Consider the following 18415-nt stretch of genomic DNA (forward strand, 5'->3'; position numbering starts at 1 on the left):
AAAGCTTTTTATCATAATATGTATTGCATATCAACGTTGTTGCTTAAAAGCCTTCTATCAGGCTTTGGCAGGCTCTGAGCAATCGTTATATTCGCTGCAAGTCATTTTTTACTCTCTTTTTATTAACATCATTAAAACTGCTTTTAATGTCATATTATTTTTTTTGTTTATTTGCTTTTTCCTCTTGACACCTTTTATTCTATCGGTGAACAGTAACCATGCATTCATTATATGCGCCTCAAAATAACAGGTTCATCAAGGATACCCTAGAGAGCGCTCCGTTCTGTATGAGATCACTGTCATACGGCAGTTTTGTTTTCCCCTTTACCTCTACCAATATCTGCAATTCTTAAACGCAAAGCGCACCTTCCCCTTTATGTTGTGATTACAGCTGCACTTCCTGCAGCAGTAAGCAACTCCATGATGCCTGTTCGGTCCGTATCACGCAAAGCACAGCAGCATATCATACCATTCTGCACCGCCGTGAACAGAAGCACTCACTCCCATATTACGATAGCCGAACTGCTCGTAAAAGCCTATCAAATGCTTTTTGCAGGTCAAAACCATACCCGTTCTTCGCTCCTTCTTCGCTGTCTCAATCAAAGCTTGCATCAGCTCCCCTGCATACCCCTGATGCTGATGAGCGGGATGCACATCCAGACCGAAGACCGTTTGATAGGCGCCATAGGGATCATGCAGGCTTTCATCCTCATACATCGCATCACAGATCACCTGCTGATTGCTTACACAGCCATTGATCATGCCGATGATGACGCCGTCCTTTTTCATGACCAGAAAGCTTTCCGGAAAAGCCTTGGCACGTCTGCGCAGCGCCGCTTCATCCGCCGCCTCCTCCTTTGGAAAGCAGCACGCCTCCAGCTGTGCCAGTCCTGCAATATCCGCTTCCTCTACTGTATCAATGGTTACCATATGCACACTCCTGCTCCTTCATTCCTTTTCTATCCTTGTCAGCTTCTTGACCAGACAGCTGGTTTCCTTGTCCACGATTCCCTCCACATACAGATAATTCCCCTTGACCAGATCATCCGCATGCTGGCGGTATATATTCGGCATACATACAAGATCAAATTTCCCTGTTTCATCACTGCCGATGACGAACATCATCATATCGCCGTTTTTTGTACGGTACTGACGGCAGCGATCCACCAGACAAACAAATTTCACATAGCGTCCCTTGTACTTGGGCAGTGAAATCAAAATCGGAAGCTCCTTTCCCATGCGGCTGCGTACATCTGCAATCGGATGCCGCGACAGATAGAAGCCGATGGCCTCCTTTTCCTTTTCCGCGCGAATCGCTGCATTATCCCTCATCATCGTCATAGCAGGCTTGGATACCAGATCAAAGTCAAACAGCACCTGATCCACATCCTCGATTTTCACAAGATCCGCATAGCGAAGTGCATCCTCCAGTGATGCCATCAGACTCGCACGCCCGACCTTAAAGCAGTCCAGCGCCCCTGCATTAATCAGGATTTCAATGGTTTTTCTACCGATTTTATTCCCATTCATACGTGCGGTGAAGTCGAAGAAATCACGGAATTCGCCCTTTTTATTTCGTTCCTCGACAATCAGTGATGACACCGCACTGCCGATCCCCTTAATGCCGACAAACGGAAAGCGCAGCGCATTGTCCTCGATTCCATATTGATTGTACGAACGATTGACATCCGGCAGCAGAATCTTGATATGCCGCTTACGTGCCTCAAATACATATTCACTTGTCTTTGTCTCCGAACCGATCACACTGTTCAACAGGCTGTTAAAGAAATACAGCGGTGCATTCGCTTTCAGATACGCCAGCTGATAGGCAATCATGCCATAGGCCACGGAATGGGAACGGTTGAAGCCGTAATTCGCAAATTTCATAATCAGGGCATACACCTTCTGTGCCAGAGCCTCATCATAGCCCTTATGCAGTGCCCCCTGTATGAATTCCTCCTGCATTCTGCGCAGCTCCTTTCCCTTTTTCTTGCTGATGGCCTTGCGCAGATTATCCGCCTTACCAAGGGTGAAGCCGGCCATTGTCTGTGCAACCTGCATGATCTGTTCCTGATAGATCATGATACCATAGGTATTCTGTAAGATCGGCTGCAGGCTGGGATGGATATAATCGACCTTTTCCGGATGCTCTCTGCGATCCAGATATTCCGGAATGTTTTCCATCGGACCGGGACGAAACAATGCAATCGTTGCGACAATGTCCTCAAAGCAGTCCGGCTGCATTTTCCGTATCAGATTTTTCATCCCCTCGCTCTCCAGCTGGAAGACTCCCACCGTATCCACCGCGCGTATCAGCGCATAGGTCTTGGCATCATCCAGCGGTATCCGCATGATATCCAGTTGTTTATCCGCTGTCGCATTGATATGCTGTACGATTTCATCGATGATGGTGAGGTTCCTCAATCCCAGAAAATCCATTTTGATCAGACCGAGCTCCTCCAGATATTCCATTGTAAACTGTGTGGCGCAAACACCCTCATCCACATCAATCAGCGGACACACCTGCTCAATGGCTTCATCGGAAAACACGATACCTGCCGCATGCAGAGAGGCATGACGCGGCAGTCCCTCCAGCTTTCGGGCAGTCGCATACAGGCGGCGCATCGTTTCTCCACTGTTGATCAGCTCCTTGAAGCGCGCATCATTTTGATATGCATAGTCCAGTGTCACCTTGATTACATTAGGAACCAGCTTGCACAGGCGGTCAATCTGACGGGGATTGATTTCCATCGCCTTTCCCACATCCCGCAGCACCTGCTTCGCAGCCAGTGTATTAAAGGTGATGATATGGGATACCCTGTGCTTACCATACAGCTGCTCCACATAATGAATCACCTCATCACGGCGGTTATCCGGAAAGTCCGTATCGATATCCGGCATGGAAATACGTTCCGGATTCAGAAATCGTTCAAACAGCAGATGATAGCGAATCGGATCCACATGCGTGATACCAAGACAGTAAGCTACCAGGGAGCCGGCAGCACTTCCTCGTCCGGGACCGATATAAATATGCTGTGTTTTCGCAAACCGGATGAAGTCCCAGACAATCAAAAAATAATCGGCATACTGCATGCGGATAATAACATCCAGCTCATAGTCCAGACGCTGCTGGTATACGGATGAAATCGGCTGGTATTGCATACGCTTCTGCAGTCCCTTCTGACAAAGACTGCGCAAGAATTCCTCACTGCTTACGCCGTACTTGTTTTGAAATTTCGGAAGCACAGCCTTTGGCAGCTGCATCTCCACCTGACACTGTGCTGCAATACGATCACTCATCTGCAGCTCCGCCTCCTCATACAGCTCCTGCATTTCCTGCGGGCTGCGGAAATAACGGCGCGGACTGTAATTCAGCATTTTATCATGGAGCGATACGCCCTGATTGATGGCACACAGCGTCTTATAGCTCTCCTCATCCTCTTCCCGTTCGAAATAAACGCGGGACAATGCCGTACAGGGAATATCCAGCTCCTCGCACAGCTGCTTTAAGACCGGATTTTTCTTTTCCATCAGGCCGGAATCATTGCGTGCTATGGATACATAAAAATCGGCAAACTGCTTCCTGCACAGCTTCAGCCAGTGGCGCAGAAGATCCAGCTCCTCCTTTACGATAAGAGTTTCCATCTGATTCTGATCGCCGTTTGTCAAAACAATGCAGTCCTTTGCATAATAGGCGAGCGTATCCAAATCCGGTACGCGTCTTTCCTCTCCGGTATTCAGCCAGGTGGACAGCTTCAGCAGATTCTGATAGCCGGCATCATTTTTCGCAAGAACGACAAAGCCATACAGCTCCTCCTGCTCCAGCACGTCCACTTCCATTCCGAAAATCGGCTTGATATCTTCTTTTTTACATGCATGGTAAAATGCCATGGCACCGTGCATGACATGCTTGTCTGTCAATGCGACCGCTGTATAGCCGCAGCGCTTGGCAGCCGCAACGATTTTGGGAATCGTCAGGGTGCTCTGCAGCAGGGTATAGCAGCTTCGCACATGTAAGTGGACACTCATTCTCAACACCTCGTCTCTTTCTTTATTTTATCATATTTTCATGTTTCTTAATACGGGCGTGACCATGGTTTCTGAAGTTTTACGGCGTTCGTGTCCAATGCTAGCCACAGGCACATCTTGTTCTCAATTTCTTTTGGAAGCTTGCGTAAAGAAAACCATGACCTCAGTCACGGTGATGATTCCTTATAATTATCCGCAGCATGGGCGTTGTTTGCAGCGGCCCTTTACTTTCAGCTCACTGATTGCCAGCTTCGATTTTCTTTTGTAATGCTTCCAGCTGCTCCTGCGATTTCCGCTGTGATTCCTCCAGCATTTCCTGCTGTATATTTCGCAGCTCCTCCCGTTTTCTGTCCTCCGCTTCCCGCTGTTCCTGTGCCCGACCTAATAGGGTCGGTATGAGTACAGCAGATAAAGCAGCAAGCAGTGCAAGCAGCAGAAGCATCCGTTTTTTTCTGCGATATGCCGGCGGTTCCTCCAGAATTGCTTTACGCAGACTCTGCTTTGCCGGTGTTTCCGCTGTTTCCAGCTCAAAATAAGAAAACAGAAGATTTCTTATCTCTTTTTTATAATGGTGATGTTTTGCATAATAAGATAGCCTTTCCAGCAGATACAGATCCGTTTTATCCAAGCTTTGCTTATGCAGCCATTCTTCCCATACCTCAGCTTCCTTGTCTTCATGGGAGAGCTCAAAGAATTGCAGTGCCTGCTTCTGTACATGGTTCCTCCAGCTAATGAAATTCTGCTGTGTAAAGGAGGCATCCTTACTCAACAGCTGCTTCAGCTTTGCATAGGTTTGTGCGGGGTCCTGTGCGAGATGATCTCGGATATGCAGAAAGGAATAGATCTTCCCCGCCACTGCACTGCTGTGCGCATAGCATTTTTTCATTTCCAGTGCCAGAATTTTTTCCGCTGTCAGCTCATCCACGGTATCCTTTGTCCAGTGTTTGTGGTTCAGAAATTCCAGCCAAGCTTCGCTATCTTCCACTCTACTATGACAAAGCGCGCGCCATGTTTCCAGCAAATATGCCGTATCTCTTTTGCAGGAATAACGATACGACTGAAAATCCGGTATCCCCTGCCGGATACTGCTTAACAGCTCCTGCTGTGCCGGCTGCAGCTGTCCGGCATCCAGATGAAACGCCTGGATAAGCGTTTGCCGCATCGCATAGGAAAGTAGATTCACTTGATTCTGCAGTCCATCACTCAGCGCAGTTAGAAATGCTGTATCCTGCAACAACGCAAGCCGCTGTGCCGTTTGCAGCTGTTTCTTTACTGCGAGCGTGTTGCCGCTTTGCAGTGCCTGCAGCAGCTCTTCGATCCGCTCATCTGTCGTTTTTGGTGCTGCCTGTACCAGCCCCTCACAGGAAGACACGGATCCCGCAGACACAGCCTCAAACGATTCGTCATTTGATTCTTCTGCTTTCTCCTGCAGCACGTTCATTTTGATGGCATGTCCTGCGTGCTGTGCCTGCGCATACTGCACAGCTTCACGATAGGCTGTCTGCAGCTGCTGAAATACCTGGGGTTCCTCCTCCGGATGATGCAGCTTTACCTGCTTCGCATAGGCTTTTTTTATTGCGGTAATATCCTCTAGATTCGCAAGGTCCAACAACCCTTTAATCTGTTCCAGTTCCATACGCTCTCCTAACTGAAGAAGCTCACAGCATCCACTTCCCACTCATCAAGGGCAGACTTCACCCTTCGAAAGACCTCACGAATATGCTGTGGCTGTTCCTGCTGCAGCGCTGCTTCGAATTCCTCCAGCAGGGCGGCAATCCGCATACGTTTCTCTCCGATGCTTTCAGAATACATGCGCTCTCCGCGTTCCAGCAAGTGCCGGTATACCTCTTTTTCCTGTGATGGCAGCTTATATGCCTGCAGCTCCCGCAGGCGCTGATGAACCTCCTCCTCGCTCATCCGGTTCATGCGGTTCTGTATCACGACACGACTTGCGCTCTCTTCATGGAAGGTATTTGTTTCCACCTCCAGAAGTCCGTTGATATCATAGGTAAACCGGACGGAAATCGGCTGATATTCTTCGCTTGTCTTAGGTACTTTTATACGCACTGTCCGCACGACCAGATTGGCTGCCGCTTTGCGGTGCTCCCCCTGCAGGATCGATGTTTGCAGCTCTCCGCTTGTGCTGCGATAGGAAAACATGCGGTTTACACTGCAGGGTAAGGCCGTGTTGCGTTCAATGATCGGTTCCATCACATAATCCCTCGCTCCATCATCGTAAACAGCCAAACCGAGTGTGAATGGACAGATATCACTCAAGAATACATCCCGTATATCCGAGCAGCGCTCCTTGATGCCTCCCGCTGTCCCACAGCCGATTGCAATAGCCTGATCCGGCTCATGCACCAGTTCTACATCCCGCTTCAGCAAAAACTTTAGATACTGTATAACAACCGGCATATGACAGCTGCCGCCAACCAGAATGACCTTCTGCAGCTCCTGCAGGGATATCTCAGAATCCTTCAGCACCCGCTCCAGCGGTTTTTGCATGCGCTGTAAAAGAGGCATACAGATAGCTGTCATTTTTCCGCGGTTTAATTCCATACAGCAGTTTTTCTGATGCAGGAAAAGCTGCAGGCTGTATTCCTTACGGACACTCAGCAGCATCTTGGCCCTTTCCACCCCGGTTTTCAAAAGTGCCAGCTCCTGCGGGAGCAGCTCCTTTCTCTGCAACCCGTTTTCTTCAAGAAAGCAATCCATGATTGCTTCATCAAAATCACTGCCGCCCAGATGGTTATCCCCGCTGATGGCCCGTATTTCCACGACATTATCAAAAGCCTCGACAATGGAAATGTCCAGTGTTCCTCCACCGAAATCCACAACGAGCGCAAGCATATCCTCTTCCGTTTGCTGGATGTGCTGGGATAAGGCTGCCGCACTGGGTTCATTGATGATACGCTCCACGCGGATACCGGCAAGCTGTCCGGCAATTTTGGTTGCCCAGCGCTGATCATCATTGAAATAGGCCGGAACACTGATGATTGCCTCCTCAATCCTCTCATTCAAGAATACACTGGCATCCTCCACCAGCTTGCGAATCACCATGGCGCTTAAATCCTGCGGATAATACGTTTTTCCATGGACCGTATACACCGTATCCGTTCCCATGCAGCGTTTGAACTCCGCAAAGGTCAGTGAAGGATGCGTATGCAGCCGCTGCTTAGCCCCCTCCCCAACCAGCACCTCTCCGTTTTCCAGAAAGCTGACAACAGAGGGTGTCAGATAGCTTCCAAATGCATTCGGTATCAATATCGCTTCCTTCCCTTTCCATACACAGGCCAGTGAATTGGTTGTGCCCAGATCAATCCCAAGTATGGACATGAGCGCGTCCTCCTTTCTCAGTCATTCCATTCAACTCCTGTATCAACATCAAAGGGGCCGTAGCCCACAGAACCATAGGTATCCGGCTTCACCCTGATGCCGTTTTTATGCTTTTCACTGTAGAGCATATAATTTTTCTTATCCTTTGTCGCAAGCAATCCCCTGTATTCCATAGGCTCCCCGTCCTCCTTCAGCTCTACAATACGCACATGCAGAAAATCTCCGTGGAGAAATTTCCTCTGCGTAACATCATAGATGCGGTCATAGCTCCTGTTATTATATTCTCTTACGGCAAGCAGTGAAGAATAGGTCGGCTCGCTTTCCTGAAAAGGTTGCGTGAAATACAGGGCTCCATCACTGCTGCGCAGCTGACAATTCCCGTCATTGCCCTTGCATACCACCTGATAATCGTAATTCAAATTTTCATCCCATATCATTTCCTGATTGGATACAAGAATGGAATTGATGATGAAAAGGACAATACCTCCCAGCACAACAGCACAGACGGCAAACAGCACCCGCTTTTGCATACGACTCATCTGCTTTCTCATTTCTGGCTGCGGTCTGCATATCTGTCCGTCTTCCTCCTGTCTTTGGGAAACCCCCGTATCTGTATCGGATTGCGTCCGTGTCAAGGTTGGCTGATTCGTTTCCTTGATGCTCCATACACCGCAATGCTGAACAAGTGTATACCTAGATTCTTTTTTCAAAAGAGCAATGCAGGCCGTAATATTTCTTGTGACCAGCAGACAGCAGCCCTCTATACATGGCTCATACCGCATAAGGGTGAGTCCGAGCGTCTGCAGCTGTTTCGCAAGCTCTAAAAGCGTATCTTTCGCCACACCGGGCTCGTGCAGCTGTTCCCAGTGCTGCAGGGATGGATGAAACAGCTCTTTATAGTAACCTCCCATGCAATAGCGAAGGGCAGCAAGCAGCTGTGCTGCCGCATCACTTCGCTCAGCATAAACACAGCAGGTTTCCCAGTTTGTCAGAAGGTGCTGCAGCTTTTCACAAGCATAATCCTGCTCGTCAAAGCGATCGGTTACGCGAATTCCCTGCATACGCAGACTGCGTACAAAGGCAGGCTCCGCGAGCCCGTTTACAGCGACCTGCTTCAGATTTCCAAACTGCTTCAGCTCACGCTCCTTCACGTCCGCGATATCAAACAGGGAATACTCGCCGTCCCACTCCAGCATGATCTGTCCATAAATCTCATTTCCTCCATCCAGTGTCAGAGATTCCACATGCTCTGCCAATGCCACGGGTATCCTTAGCTCCTTGAAATAACGAAGCGCATACAGCAAGGGACCGTGATAACGGAAATCCCCTTCCGGATCCACATGCAGTTCATACAGTTTGTCATAAAGCTCAAAGGAAGGAAGAAGCTTCTGCACATACATCAGCTCCTCTATTACAGCAAGGCGGAATGCAAAGGTGTCAAAATGCAGGAAGCCCTCTATACGCGGCTCTGCCTCTTCCATGAGTTGTTGCACACTTTCTGCCTTATCCGCTGCCATCTCCCCCTCCAGAAATACATCCAGCGGGCGCTTTTGTACACGTGCATCCTGACTGTCATCCTCCAGCCTGCAAATATATACCTGTGTGAGTGCAGCCGATGGCTGGAGTACATCAATATGCGATTGCACCTGCATCATAAAATGAAAGAAATCACTGCTCAATGCATGAAAACGGGGAATATTGTCGTGCGCGTAAAAGAAAACCCCGCCATAGCCATTTTCACGAATACGCAGCACGATATGGTTGCCAAAGGCATCCCCTGCAATACAAAGATAGCCCTGTTCCAGCAGTTCTGTAAACCATAGGCACCTTGACATAGCAGGAAAGCCTGTATCCCCCTCATGAAAGCCGTAAAACTGATCCAGACAATATACGGTTTCCCCTGCATTCTCCATATAGAAATATGTATCCGTTGCAGCACCTCCGTTGTAGCGAATCAAAAAATCACGATAGCAGGCAGGCAGAAGGATTTGCAGTCTGGCTTCAAATGCAGCAACCTGCTGTTCAATTTTCTGTTGTAAAAGAGGCTTAAGATACAGCCTGGTTGCATATAGAGGTGCCTGCTCTGTGAACAAAACTGGTTCTTCCGACTGCGGACTGTCCAAAGCAGCTTCCACACGCTCCTGCCTTTTGCATCGCAGAAACGCTTCCCTGTCCATAGAGGGAATCAGAAAGCCATTCTCTGCATCGTGCACAACCGCCTCCTGCATCACTGCGGATATAACAACACCGGACAATGCCTCCTGCAGGGCATCCAGCATACAGCACCAGTGGGCTGCCGCTGTATATGCTGTTTCACTGTCTGCTATTCGAATATGCTCGCTATACAGCAGTGGCACTTCAAAGCAGCGAAACAACGGCAAAGAGCAGGAATCCCCGTTCCATGAAGAGAGCTGTTCCTCTGGGATGCGGTATGCGTCCAGAATCACACGAATCCTCTGTTTTTCTTCTGTACTGAGCGGCTGCTCTCTTCGCAATTCATATGAAAATATCGTATCCATCCAATCCCTCTTTCTTTGTCTTAAATTTTACCATAGCCTGCACCATCTTCACAACCTCTTATAGTCAACTTTCCAAAAGCAAATAAGAAAAAGCAGCATACCCTCGTACACTGCCTGTTTTCTATTCGTTTACACGCTCACAAAGCTCCTGCAGCAGCTCCTGTATCGTTTCCTCATACAAACCCTTTACTCCGCAGGCAAAGCGATGTCCGCCGCCCTGATACCGGTTTGCGATATCATTGATCGTGCGGTTCTTGGAACGAAGACTGCCATTGTAAATACGTCTGCCGTTTTCATCCCGTTCTTTTTCCGTGAACAGCGCCCATGCTTCGAATTCATCCACGCCGCCAAGCACAAACACCTTTTCCTTTGCTTCGTTAAAGGTAAGCTGAAAACGCTCATAGTCCTCGCGGTTAATGATCATATAGGCAACATGTCCCTCCAGCAGGGAAACATTGCTGCGGATATAGTTTTCAAAGCGATAGAGCCGATAGGAGGTGGAGAAATTATCCTCGTTGGCTTTTTTTACATCCACGCCCATTTCCAGCAGATAGGCTGCCGTACGCAGCGTTCTCGGCTTTATGGTCGCAATGGAAAAGCGAAGGGTATCCGCAATAATGCCGCCGTACAGATATTGTGCACAGGTTGCTGACAGCCGCAGCTGCTTCTGTTCAAACATATAGGCCAGCATTTCACACGTTGCCCCGAACAAGTCCTCGACAACCTCCACATCCGCAAAGCTCTCTACGACGATGTGGTGATCGATTTTCAGGGTACGTGCCGCCTTACTCCAGCGATCATCATCCACACGGGCACCGTTTGCCGTATCCAGAATGATGGCAAGAGAGGCAGCGACGGTTTCATCAGGGACAACGTCCATCTGCGGAAACAGGGACTGCTTGCTGCCGGCATCCCTGCCCAGCGCATACACCTGCTTTTGCGGATATGTTTCCTGTATCCACTGCTTCAGTCCAAACTGTGCACCAAGGGCATCCGCATCGGGAGACACATGGCGGTAAATCGTGATGATATCATACTGTTCGACAAGCTCAAATAAAATGTCGGTATTCATAATTACGCAATCAGACGGTATGTATCACGGGCAATCATGAGTTCCTCATTTGTCGGAATCAGCCATACCGCTACCTTACTTTCCGCAGTGGACAGCAGGACTTCCTTGCCTCTTGTCTTTCCATTCAATTCTTCATCCAGCTGGATACCGAATGCCGCTGACAGACGGTCACAGATCATTTTACGCATGTTGGTGTCGTTTTCACCGATTCCTCCGGTAAAGACGATCGCATCCGCACCACCAAGCTGTGCGTAGTAGCCGCCGACAACATTGATGACACGGTTTACATATACCTCTGCTGTCAGAAGTGCTGCCGGATTCCCTTCCTTACAGCCATCCTCGATGTCACGTGCATCGGAGCTGATGCCGCTGACACCAAGCATACCGGACTGCTTGTTCATGATATCATCCATTTCATCCGGAGTTGCACCGGTCTTTTTCATAATGTATGTTACGATTGCAGGATCGATGTCACCGCAGCGTGTCCCCATCATAACACCCGCAAGCGGTGTGAAGCCCATGGAGGTGTTGATGGATTTACCACCGTCAACTGCTGTAATGCTTGCTCCGTTTCCCAGATGACACGTAATGATTTTCGTATCCTCCACCTTTTTGTTCATCAGCTCTGCGCAGCGCAGGGACACATACTTATGGCTTGTTCCGTGAAAGCCGTAGCGGCGAATCTTGTATTCATCATAATACTTCATCGGCAATGCATAGATATAGGATTCCTTCGGCATTGTGGAATGGAATGCCGTATCAAACACAAAGACGTGCTTGCAGTTAGGCAGATTATTTTTAAATGCATTGTATCCGACAAGACCTGCCGGGTTATGCAGCGGTGCCAAATCGTTTAAGGAAGCAAATTTTTCTACAACGTCTTCCGTTACCGGTACACTTTCCTTAAAAATTTCCCCGCCGTGTACAGCACGGTGTCCCGCACCGGTGATTTCATCCAGACTGTTTACAATCTTATACTCCACCAGCGCTTCCAGCAGCATACTGACTGCCTTTGTGTGATCTGGAATCGGCAGTACCTTCTTAATTTTTTCTCCGTTCACCTTGATGGTAAAGATGGCATCCTCAAATCCGATTTTCTCAACGATTCCGCTTGTCAGAACCTCCTCGCTCGGCATTTCAAATAACTGAAACTTTAATGATGAACTCCCTGCGTTCACTGAAATAATTTTTGACATGTTATCCTCCTAAAGTCATTCTAAATTTTCTAGCTGTTCTACCAGTTTTCGTATCGCATCGTTTCCGACTGTTTTCATTTTATCATAAATCCTGCTTCTTGTTTCATAATTTTGCACAAGATGCAGCTTTTTTTCGTATTCCGCAAGAATATGCGTGCTGCGCTTGATATGATCGTTGACAGCCGCACGGCTGATGTGCAGATTCTCCGCAATCTCGGAAAACGACAAATCCTCCTTGTAATACAGATTCAGGATTTCCCGCTGCTTCTCTGTCAGCAATTGTTCATAGGCATCCAGAAGCGCATTCATCCGTTCCATCTGATCAATCATGCTGTAAAATATCCTCGCACAGACCGTACAGATAGGAATCAATATCAAACGGGCGCAGATCGTCCTCCTTCTCACCGAGTCCGATGTATTTTACCGGCAGTCCCAAAAGATCGCGTATCGCAATGACGATGCCCCCCTTTGCCGTACCATCCATCTTGGTCAGGATAATACCGCTTACCTTCGTTGTTTCCAGAAAAATCTGTGCCTGTGAAATTCCGTTTTGTCCGGTTGTGGCATCCAGCACCAGCCACACCTCATGCGGTGCTCCCGGAATTTCCCGTTCGATAACTCTGCGCATCTTGCTCAGCTCCTGCATCAGATTTGCTTTGTTCTGCAAACGTCCTGCGGTATCCCCGATCAGATAATCCATGCCATGCTCCTTCGCATAGCGGCAGGCATCCACCAGTGCAGCACTCGGATCGCCGCCTTCTCTTCCCTTAATGCAGGTCACACCCAGACGGTCCGCCCATTTTGCCAGCTGGTCAATCGCGCCGGCACGGAAGGTATCCGCTGCCGCAAGTACAACGCTGCTGCCCTCTGATTGAAACAGCTTTGTCAGCTTTGCCGTCGTTGTCGTTTTCCCGCTGCCGTTGACGCCGACCATCAAAATGACCGTCGGACCATCTTCATTTTTATGGAAATCCTCGTCCTCAACACTGGCATACAGCTCATGCATAACCTCAATCAGACACTCACTGATTTCATCAAAGCTCTTCAGCTTCTGATCCATCGCACGGCTTTCGACCTCATCCACGATTTTCTGTGCTGTTTTAATGCCGATATCCGCTTCCAGCAGTACGACCATCAAATCCTCCAGAAACTCCTCATTGACACCGGTAAAGCCAAGTGCCAGCTTCCGAATGCGTTCTGAAAACGACTTTTTTGATTTATCCAGACCGCTCAGATAGCGATCTCCATCCTTTTTGGATGAAAATGTCTGCTTTAATTTTGAAAAAATACCCATTATGCCTTCACCTCTTCCTTATCAATCATGTTGATTGCATCCTGCAGCTTCACCTTCAGCAGCTGGGAAACACCGTTTTGCTGCATAGTTACCCCATACAGGGCATCACACTGCGCCATGGTTCCCGGACGGTGTGTCACGACGATAAACTGACTCTCCCCGCGAAACTGTGCAATGTATTTCGCAAAGCGCTCCACATTTGCCTGATCCAGCGCAGCCTCGACCTCATCAAAAATACAAAGCGGCATCGTTCTTGCCTTCAGAATGGAGAACAGGACACAGATGGCGATCAGACTCTTTTCTCCACCGCTGAACAGACGGATATTCTGTACGGTTTTTCCAGGCGGCTGCACATCGATATCAATACCGGTATTCAGCACATCCTCCGGGTCCACCATGAACAAGCGTGCCTTACCGCCTCCAAACAGCGCACGGAAGACATCATTGAGCTGTGCGTTGATCTTATCAAACATCTCCTGAAACTGCTTGACCATGATATCATCCATTTCATCAATGGCCTCCAAAATCTTATCCTTGGCAGCCATCAGGTCATCCCGCTGTCTGCTTAAGAATTCAAAACGCTCACTGACCTCCTTGTATTCCTGCGGTGCATCCAGATTTACATTCCCCAAGGAGGAGATTTCCTGACGAAGAATCACAACCTGCTTGCGTGCCTCCACGATATCGATCTCCGCCTTCTGACTCTGCGCATATTCAAAGGTCATCTCATAGGTGGAGCTTAAACGTTCCAGCGTGGTTTCCAGCTTTGTTTCCGCCTTCGCCTGTGCCACCTCCACCTCGCGCTGTTCATTTTGCAATATATTAAGATCCCTTCGCAGCTGGCGAATCTGGGCATCCTTGCGTTCCACTTCGCTGCCGGCCTTCATACGGCGCTCCCGCTTGCTTTTCATTGAGGAGCTGACCTCGTCAATGCGGGAATGCACATTGCTCAGCTTAACGACGATATCATCCTCCATCAGCTCGGCTTTATCCAGATCCTCCTTTGGTGCAATCTGCTCATAATCGCTTTTCAAGCGATCATATTTTGCCCATTTGGCTTTTACAATCGGATCCAGCTGTGCACTGGAAATCTGCATCTGTACCAGATTTGCACTGTTTTGCTCCTTTTTAGCCTGCAGCGCATAGAGCTGATTTTTCAATCCCTCCACCTTCATCTGCTGACCTTCGAGACTCTGCAGCACCTGATTCAATTCCTTCTGTATCGTTAACGGTGTGGAATTGTTTCTTCCCTTACCACCGGTCATGCTTCCTCCGCGGTTGACGATATCGCCTTCCAGCGTAACGATTTTATACTGAAAACGCAGCAGCTTGGCGATCGCATTCGCATGGATCAGATTATCCGTAATAACAACATTGCCGAACAATGCATCCCGCAGGGTATCAAACTGCGTGTCATTTTCTACAAATTCGCTGGCAACGCCCAGAAAACCGACACTGTTTTCCGCCAGCATACGGTGCTCCTTCTGCATATAGCGCGGCTTCATAACCGGCAGCGGAAGAAAGGTTGCACGTCCGGACTGATTCTTTTTCAAAAAGGTGATGGCATGCCGTGCTGCTTCCTCATCCACGGTCACGATATGATACAGCGCACCGCCAAGCGCGTTGGAAATTGCTGTTTCATAATTCATCAGCGGTTTAAACAGCTGAGATACCACACCCAGAATTCCATTCAGACCGGCATCCAATACGGATTTTACTGCCTGCTGATGATTAAACGGCTGCTTTGCCAGATTTTCCAGTACCGCCCTGCGGTTTTCCAGACGGTTCAGAATCGAGGTTGCCTGCGCATTCTCCTGCGTGCAGTAGGATACATCATGCTCCAGCTTGGCCGCTGCCTCCTTTTGCAAAGCAATATCCGTTTCCAGATTTTTTAATCGCTTCGAACGGTCTTCATATTCATAATGCGCCTCTTCCATCATTGCCTTCAGCTCTTTGGCTTTTTCGGCATTGCTCGCAAACTCCAGCGCATACTTTCGTTTTTCATCCATTTCAATTTTCCGGGTTTCCAGCATTCTGGATTCCTCGCTCAGCTTGGCATACTGCTCCTGCAGCTTGTTCACCTCGCGGTCCAGCTGATACATTTCGTTACGCAGCTCGCTGTTTTTTACATCCTCGACCTGGATGGTGGTTTCATGCATGGCCTTTTGGCTGTCCAGATCAAACGCCTTTTTTTTCAGCATGTCGATCTGCTCGCTCAGCTTCTCGATTTCATCCACCAGCACGCTGACCTCAATAACCTCCAGCTGCTTTTTCTTTTCCAGATAGACCTCTGCCTTTTTCGCCTGACGCTTCAGCGGATTCACCTGTCGCTCCAGCTCCATGATGATATCCTCCAGACGACTCAGATTATCCTGTGTCCGGTTCAGCTTTGACAGCGATTCATTCTTGCGCTTTTTATATTTCGCAACTCCTGCCGCCTCTTCAAACAAAGCACGACGATCCTCCGGCTTCGCATCGGCAAACGCAGAAATATTTCCCTGTGATATAATGGAAAGAGAATCTCTGCCTAGACCGGTATCCATTACCAGATTGACGATATCCTTTAAACGGCAGGGAGCCTTGTTTATGAAATACTCCCCTTCCCCGCTCGTCCTGTGCAGACGGCGGGTCACCTCTACCTCCTCAAATTCGACATTCATGATATGACGGGAATTATCAAACACCAGCGTAACCTCCGCCATATTGACTGCCTTGCGTGCTGTAGAGCCGCTGAAAATGACATCACTCATATTATTTCCACGCAGTGACTTCACACTCTGTTCACCGAGCACCCAGCGGATTGCGTCATTGATATTGCTTTTCCCGCATCCATTCGGACCGACAATTCCAATCACATCGGAATCAAAGGTGATGATGGATTTATCCGCAAAGGACTTGAAGCCCTGCAGTTCAATACGTTTTAAAAACATAGATGCCTCCATTCATTTGCCGTAAGCAACAGCAAATACCAATGGTTATTATAGCATAAGTTTATACTGTTCGCATTAAAACTTGTGAAGAATTCAGTCTTTTTTAACTTTTATTCATACCACATGCATATTGCAGTTCGAAATATCAATATTCCACTACGCGGTATTGATTACCACATTATTAAGTTATCATCACAAAATGAACCTTATTCAGGAAAAAGCATTGCATTCCGTTTGGGATTGTATTATACTGACCACAGGCATAAGATTTACGGAGGTGATACTCATGGAGGAAAAATCCATGCGGGATATGTTCCGACTGGGCTTTGGAGAAGAGGTCGCCAACTGTGTGACTCACGGGATCATGGCGTTTTTATGTATATGCTCTCTTCCGGCAGCAGCCGTATATTCCTATAACAAATCAGGGAGCGAACTGGCGGCCGGTGTGTCGGTGTTCATTCTATGTCTGTTTCTGATGTTTCTGGTATCCACATTGTATCATTGCATGCCGTTTGGTACCACACATAAATATGTTTTTCGCAAGCTGGATCACATCTGTATATACTTTGCAATAGCAGGAAGCTATACACCGATTGCACTGACGCTGATTGGCGGATGGCAGGGTTATCTGATACTGGCAATCGAATGGAGTGCAGTGCTTGGCGGTGTGCTGTTAAAGGCCATCAGCTCAAAAAGCTATCCCAAGCTTTCCATGACCATCTATATGATTATGGGCTGGACGGCTATCTTCTTTCTGCCGACGCTGCTGTCAAAGGCAAGTCCTCTGTTTCTCGTATTGATTGTCGGCGGAGGTGTTATGTATACGATTGGCGCCTTCTTTTATGGAAAGCCACAAAAAAAATACTTTCATTCCGTCTGGCATGTCTGTATCAATCTGGCAAGTATTCTGCATTTCATTGCCATCGTATTCGTGATGTGATCTGCCAAGTGCGCACAGGTCTTAAACAAAAAATCACACCAAGGGCACTCCTTACCGGCTTATAAAGCTTAAAAGATGCAAGGGCATTCCATCCAAGAATGTATTTGCATCTTTTTTTTCATATCCGACAGTCAAAAGAAGCTATGTCTTGTGCAGGATCAATTAAGAAAGCTGTTCTTACACACCATTGAGAATGCCCAACCATGGAGGAGTTTTCCTTGCTGCAGCACTTTTTCGAATATGCCTGCTTTACTACTCTTTCCCCGACTGATAATAGATCATCAAATGAAAAATGCAGCAAGCAATGCGGTCAAACATCCTCGCTGCGATATTTCAGTTTTAGTTTTTCCGATCTGCTGAGCTGCTTGATCTGATATTCTCTACGCATGGCAGCCTGCTTGTCGGCATGGCTTTCAAAGTAGTACAGCTCCAGGGGTCGGCGGGCACGGGTATAGCGTGCCCCCTTTCCGATCGCATGCTGATGGAAGCGATGACGAAGATGCGTTGTCCATCCGGTGTATAGTGAATCATCCTGACAGCGCAGGATGTAGACATAGAAGCCCTTTGTGTATGGTATCTCAGCCAATGGATTTCGCAAAAGCTCTGGCATTGGCAAGATCCTGTTCATCCGGATGGGACTTTCCGTTTTCATAATTGGCAAGCTGCTGTTTTATATGCTCATCCTGAGGATGCTCAGCAAGCATGCTTTGATAGCGTGCAATCACCGCTTCACCGACAGCACCCTGACACAGAAAATGCCCGAGTATGTGACTGTGTACGGCATGTGACTCCACCTGCTGCTTCACCCTGTTATAATACTCTGTTTGCTCTGCAGCACCCAGCGTTCCGAACAAAACGATTCGTTTATCCTTCAGCTGAGCAAGCAGACGTAAAGCGGCAGCATCACAATCTCCCTTATCCACCCAGTATCCGATGTAAAACAGATCAAAATTCGCTAGCATCGAAGACTGAAATTCCCTGATGGAAATCAGCTCGCTGTCCTCGGCGACCTCTGCGATTGCTTCTGCAATTTTTTTTGTATTCCCGCTGAGCGAGGAGTATACAATCAGACCCTTCATAAAAACAATCCTTCTTT

At 48.2% G+C, this 18415-nt stretch carries 13 protein-coding genes; 1 reads left to right on the plus strand and 12 read right to left on the minus strand.

What is annotated here, in order from left to right; translation table 11 throughout:
- Positions 1-441: 441 nt before the first annotated feature.
- The 10 genes from ACESPQ_RS15790 to ACESPQ_RS15835 all read right to left on the minus strand — a co-directional run bounded on the left by ACESPQ_RS15790 (position 442) and on the right by ACESPQ_RS15835 (position 16379).
- On the minus strand, positions 442-930 hold the full coding sequence (locus ACESPQ_RS15790) for a GNAT family N-acetyltransferase (RefSeq protein WP_002609246.1): 489 nt from the start codon (positions 928-930) through the stop codon (positions 442-444).
- A gap of 18 nt (positions 931-948) precedes the next feature.
- The gene (gene dnaE / locus ACESPQ_RS15795; protein ID WP_109769971.1) at positions 949-4029 is read right to left on the minus strand and encodes a DNA polymerase III subunit alpha; all 3081 of its coding nucleotides are present in this window, start codon (positions 4027-4029) and stop codon (positions 949-951) included.
- Between the two features lie 235 nt (positions 4030-4264).
- Positions 4265-5665, minus strand: a complete 1401-nt coding sequence (locus ACESPQ_RS15800) for a hypothetical protein (protein WP_257379648.1) — start codon at positions 5663-5665, stop codon at positions 4265-4267.
- 8 nt (positions 5666-5673) lie between these two features.
- Entirely contained in the window at positions 5674-7368 is a 1695-nt protein-coding gene (locus ACESPQ_RS15805; protein WP_257379647.1) for an Hsp70 family protein, read from the minus strand.
- A gap of 17 nt (positions 7369-7385) precedes the next feature.
- On the minus strand, positions 7386-9887 hold the full coding sequence (locus ACESPQ_RS15810) for an SMI1/KNR4 family protein (protein WP_373144545.1): 2502 nt from the start codon (positions 9885-9887) through the stop codon (positions 7386-7388).
- Between the two features lie 121 nt (positions 9888-10008).
- Entirely contained in the window at positions 10009-10959 is a 951-nt protein-coding gene (locus tag ACESPQ_RS15815; protein ID WP_044907371.1) for a DHH family phosphoesterase, read from the minus strand.
- Between the two features lie 2 nt (positions 10960-10961).
- A complete protein-coding gene (locus ACESPQ_RS15820; RefSeq protein WP_065531590.1) occupies positions 10962-12155 on the minus strand; it encodes an acetate/propionate family kinase in 1194 nt (397 codons plus the stop codon).
- 15 nt (positions 12156-12170) lie between these two features.
- Positions 12171-12485 (minus strand): YlxM family DNA-binding protein, encoded by a 315-nt coding sequence (ylxM, locus tag ACESPQ_RS15825; RefSeq protein ID WP_008817124.1) that lies wholly within the window; start codon positions 12483-12485, stop codon positions 12171-12173.
- Entirely contained in the window at positions 12478-13449 is a 972-nt protein-coding gene (ftsY, locus tag ACESPQ_RS15830; protein WP_008817123.1) for a signal recognition particle-docking protein FtsY, read from the minus strand. The genes ylxM and ftsY overlap by 8 nt, the downstream gene beginning before the upstream one ends.
- Complete coding sequence (locus ACESPQ_RS15835; RefSeq protein ID WP_118003068.1) at positions 13449-16379, minus strand: chromosome segregation protein SMC; 2931 nt, start codon at positions 16377-16379, stop codon at positions 13449-13451. Before ACESPQ_RS15835 ends, ftsY begins: the two co-directional genes overlap by 1 nt.
- Before the next feature lie 286 nt (positions 16380-16665).
- Here ACESPQ_RS15835 and ACESPQ_RS15840 point away from each other — a divergent pair, with 286 nt between their 5' ends.
- Positions 16666-17319, plus strand: coding sequence for a PAQR family membrane homeostasis protein TrhA (locus tag ACESPQ_RS15840; RefSeq protein ID WP_022300498.1), 654 nt, complete (start codon positions 16666-16668; stop codon positions 17317-17319).
- Between the two features lie 310 nt (positions 17320-17629).
- On the opposite strand, the gene ACESPQ_RS15845 is transcribed toward ACESPQ_RS15840, so the two are convergent.
- Together ACESPQ_RS15845 and bilS are read right to left on the minus strand one after the other, a co-directional pair.
- The gene (locus ACESPQ_RS15845) at positions 17630-17929 is read right to left on the minus strand and encodes a GIY-YIG nuclease family protein (protein WP_008817119.1); all 300 of its coding nucleotides are present in this window, start codon (positions 17927-17929) and stop codon (positions 17630-17632) included.
- Positions 17898-18398 (minus strand): flavodoxin family protein BilS, encoded by a 501-nt coding sequence (gene bilS, locus ACESPQ_RS15850; RefSeq protein WP_002609258.1) that lies wholly within the window; start codon positions 18396-18398, stop codon positions 17898-17900. Before bilS ends, ACESPQ_RS15845 begins: the two co-directional genes overlap by 32 nt.
- Positions 18399-18415: the final 17 nt, after the last annotated feature.

The sequence above is a fragment of the Clostridium sp. HGF2 genome (genome assembly GCF_964240115.1).
Classification (GTDB): domain Bacteria; phylum Bacillota_I; class Bacilli_A; order Erysipelotrichales; family Erysipelotrichaceae; genus Clostridium_AQ; species Clostridium_AQ innocuum.

Coding starts and splice junctions, on each gene's coding strand:
- ACESPQ_RS15790 (WP_002609246.1), bottom strand. CDS start 930: ATGGTAACCATTGATACAGTAGAGGAAGCGGATATTGCAGGACTGGCA.
- dnaE (WP_109769971.1), bottom strand. CDS start 4,029: ATGAGTGTCCACTTACATGTGCGAAGCTGCTATACCCTGCTGCAGAGC.
- ACESPQ_RS15800 (WP_257379648.1), bottom strand. CDS start 5,665: ATGGAACTGGAACAGATTAAAGGGTTGTTGGACCTTGCGAATCTAGAG.
- ACESPQ_RS15805 (WP_257379647.1), bottom strand. CDS start 7,368: ATGTCCATACTTGGGATTGATCTGGGCACAACCAATTCACTGGCCTGT.
- ACESPQ_RS15810 (WP_373144545.1), bottom strand. CDS start 9,887: ATGGATACGATATTTTCATATGAATTGCGAAGAGAGCAGCCGCTCAGT.
- ACESPQ_RS15815 (WP_044907371.1), bottom strand. CDS start 10,959: ATGAATACCGACATTTTATTTGAGCTTGTCGAACAGTATGATATCATC.
- ACESPQ_RS15820 (WP_065531590.1), bottom strand. CDS start 12,155: ATGTCAAAAATTATTTCAGTGAACGCAGGGAGTTCATCATTAAAGTTT.
- ylxM (WP_008817124.1), bottom strand. CDS start 12,485: ATGATTGATCAGATGGAACGGATGAATGCGCTTCTGGATGCCTATGAA.
- ftsY (WP_008817123.1), bottom strand. CDS start 13,449: ATGGGTATTTTTTCAAAATTAAAGCAGACATTTTCATCCAAAAAGGAT.
- ACESPQ_RS15835 (WP_118003068.1), bottom strand. CDS start 16,379: ATGTTTTTAAAACGTATTGAACTGCAGGGCTTCAAGTCCTTTGCGGAT.
- ACESPQ_RS15840 (WP_022300498.1), top strand. CDS start 16,666: ATGGAGGAAAAATCCATGCGGGATATGTTCCGACTGGGCTTTGGAGAA.
- ACESPQ_RS15845 (WP_008817119.1), bottom strand. CDS start 17,929: ATGCCAGAGCTTTTGCGAAATCCATTGGCTGAGATACCATACACAAAG.
- bilS (WP_002609258.1), bottom strand. CDS start 18,398: ATGAAGGGTCTGATTGTATACTCCTCGCTCAGCGGGAATACAAAAAAA.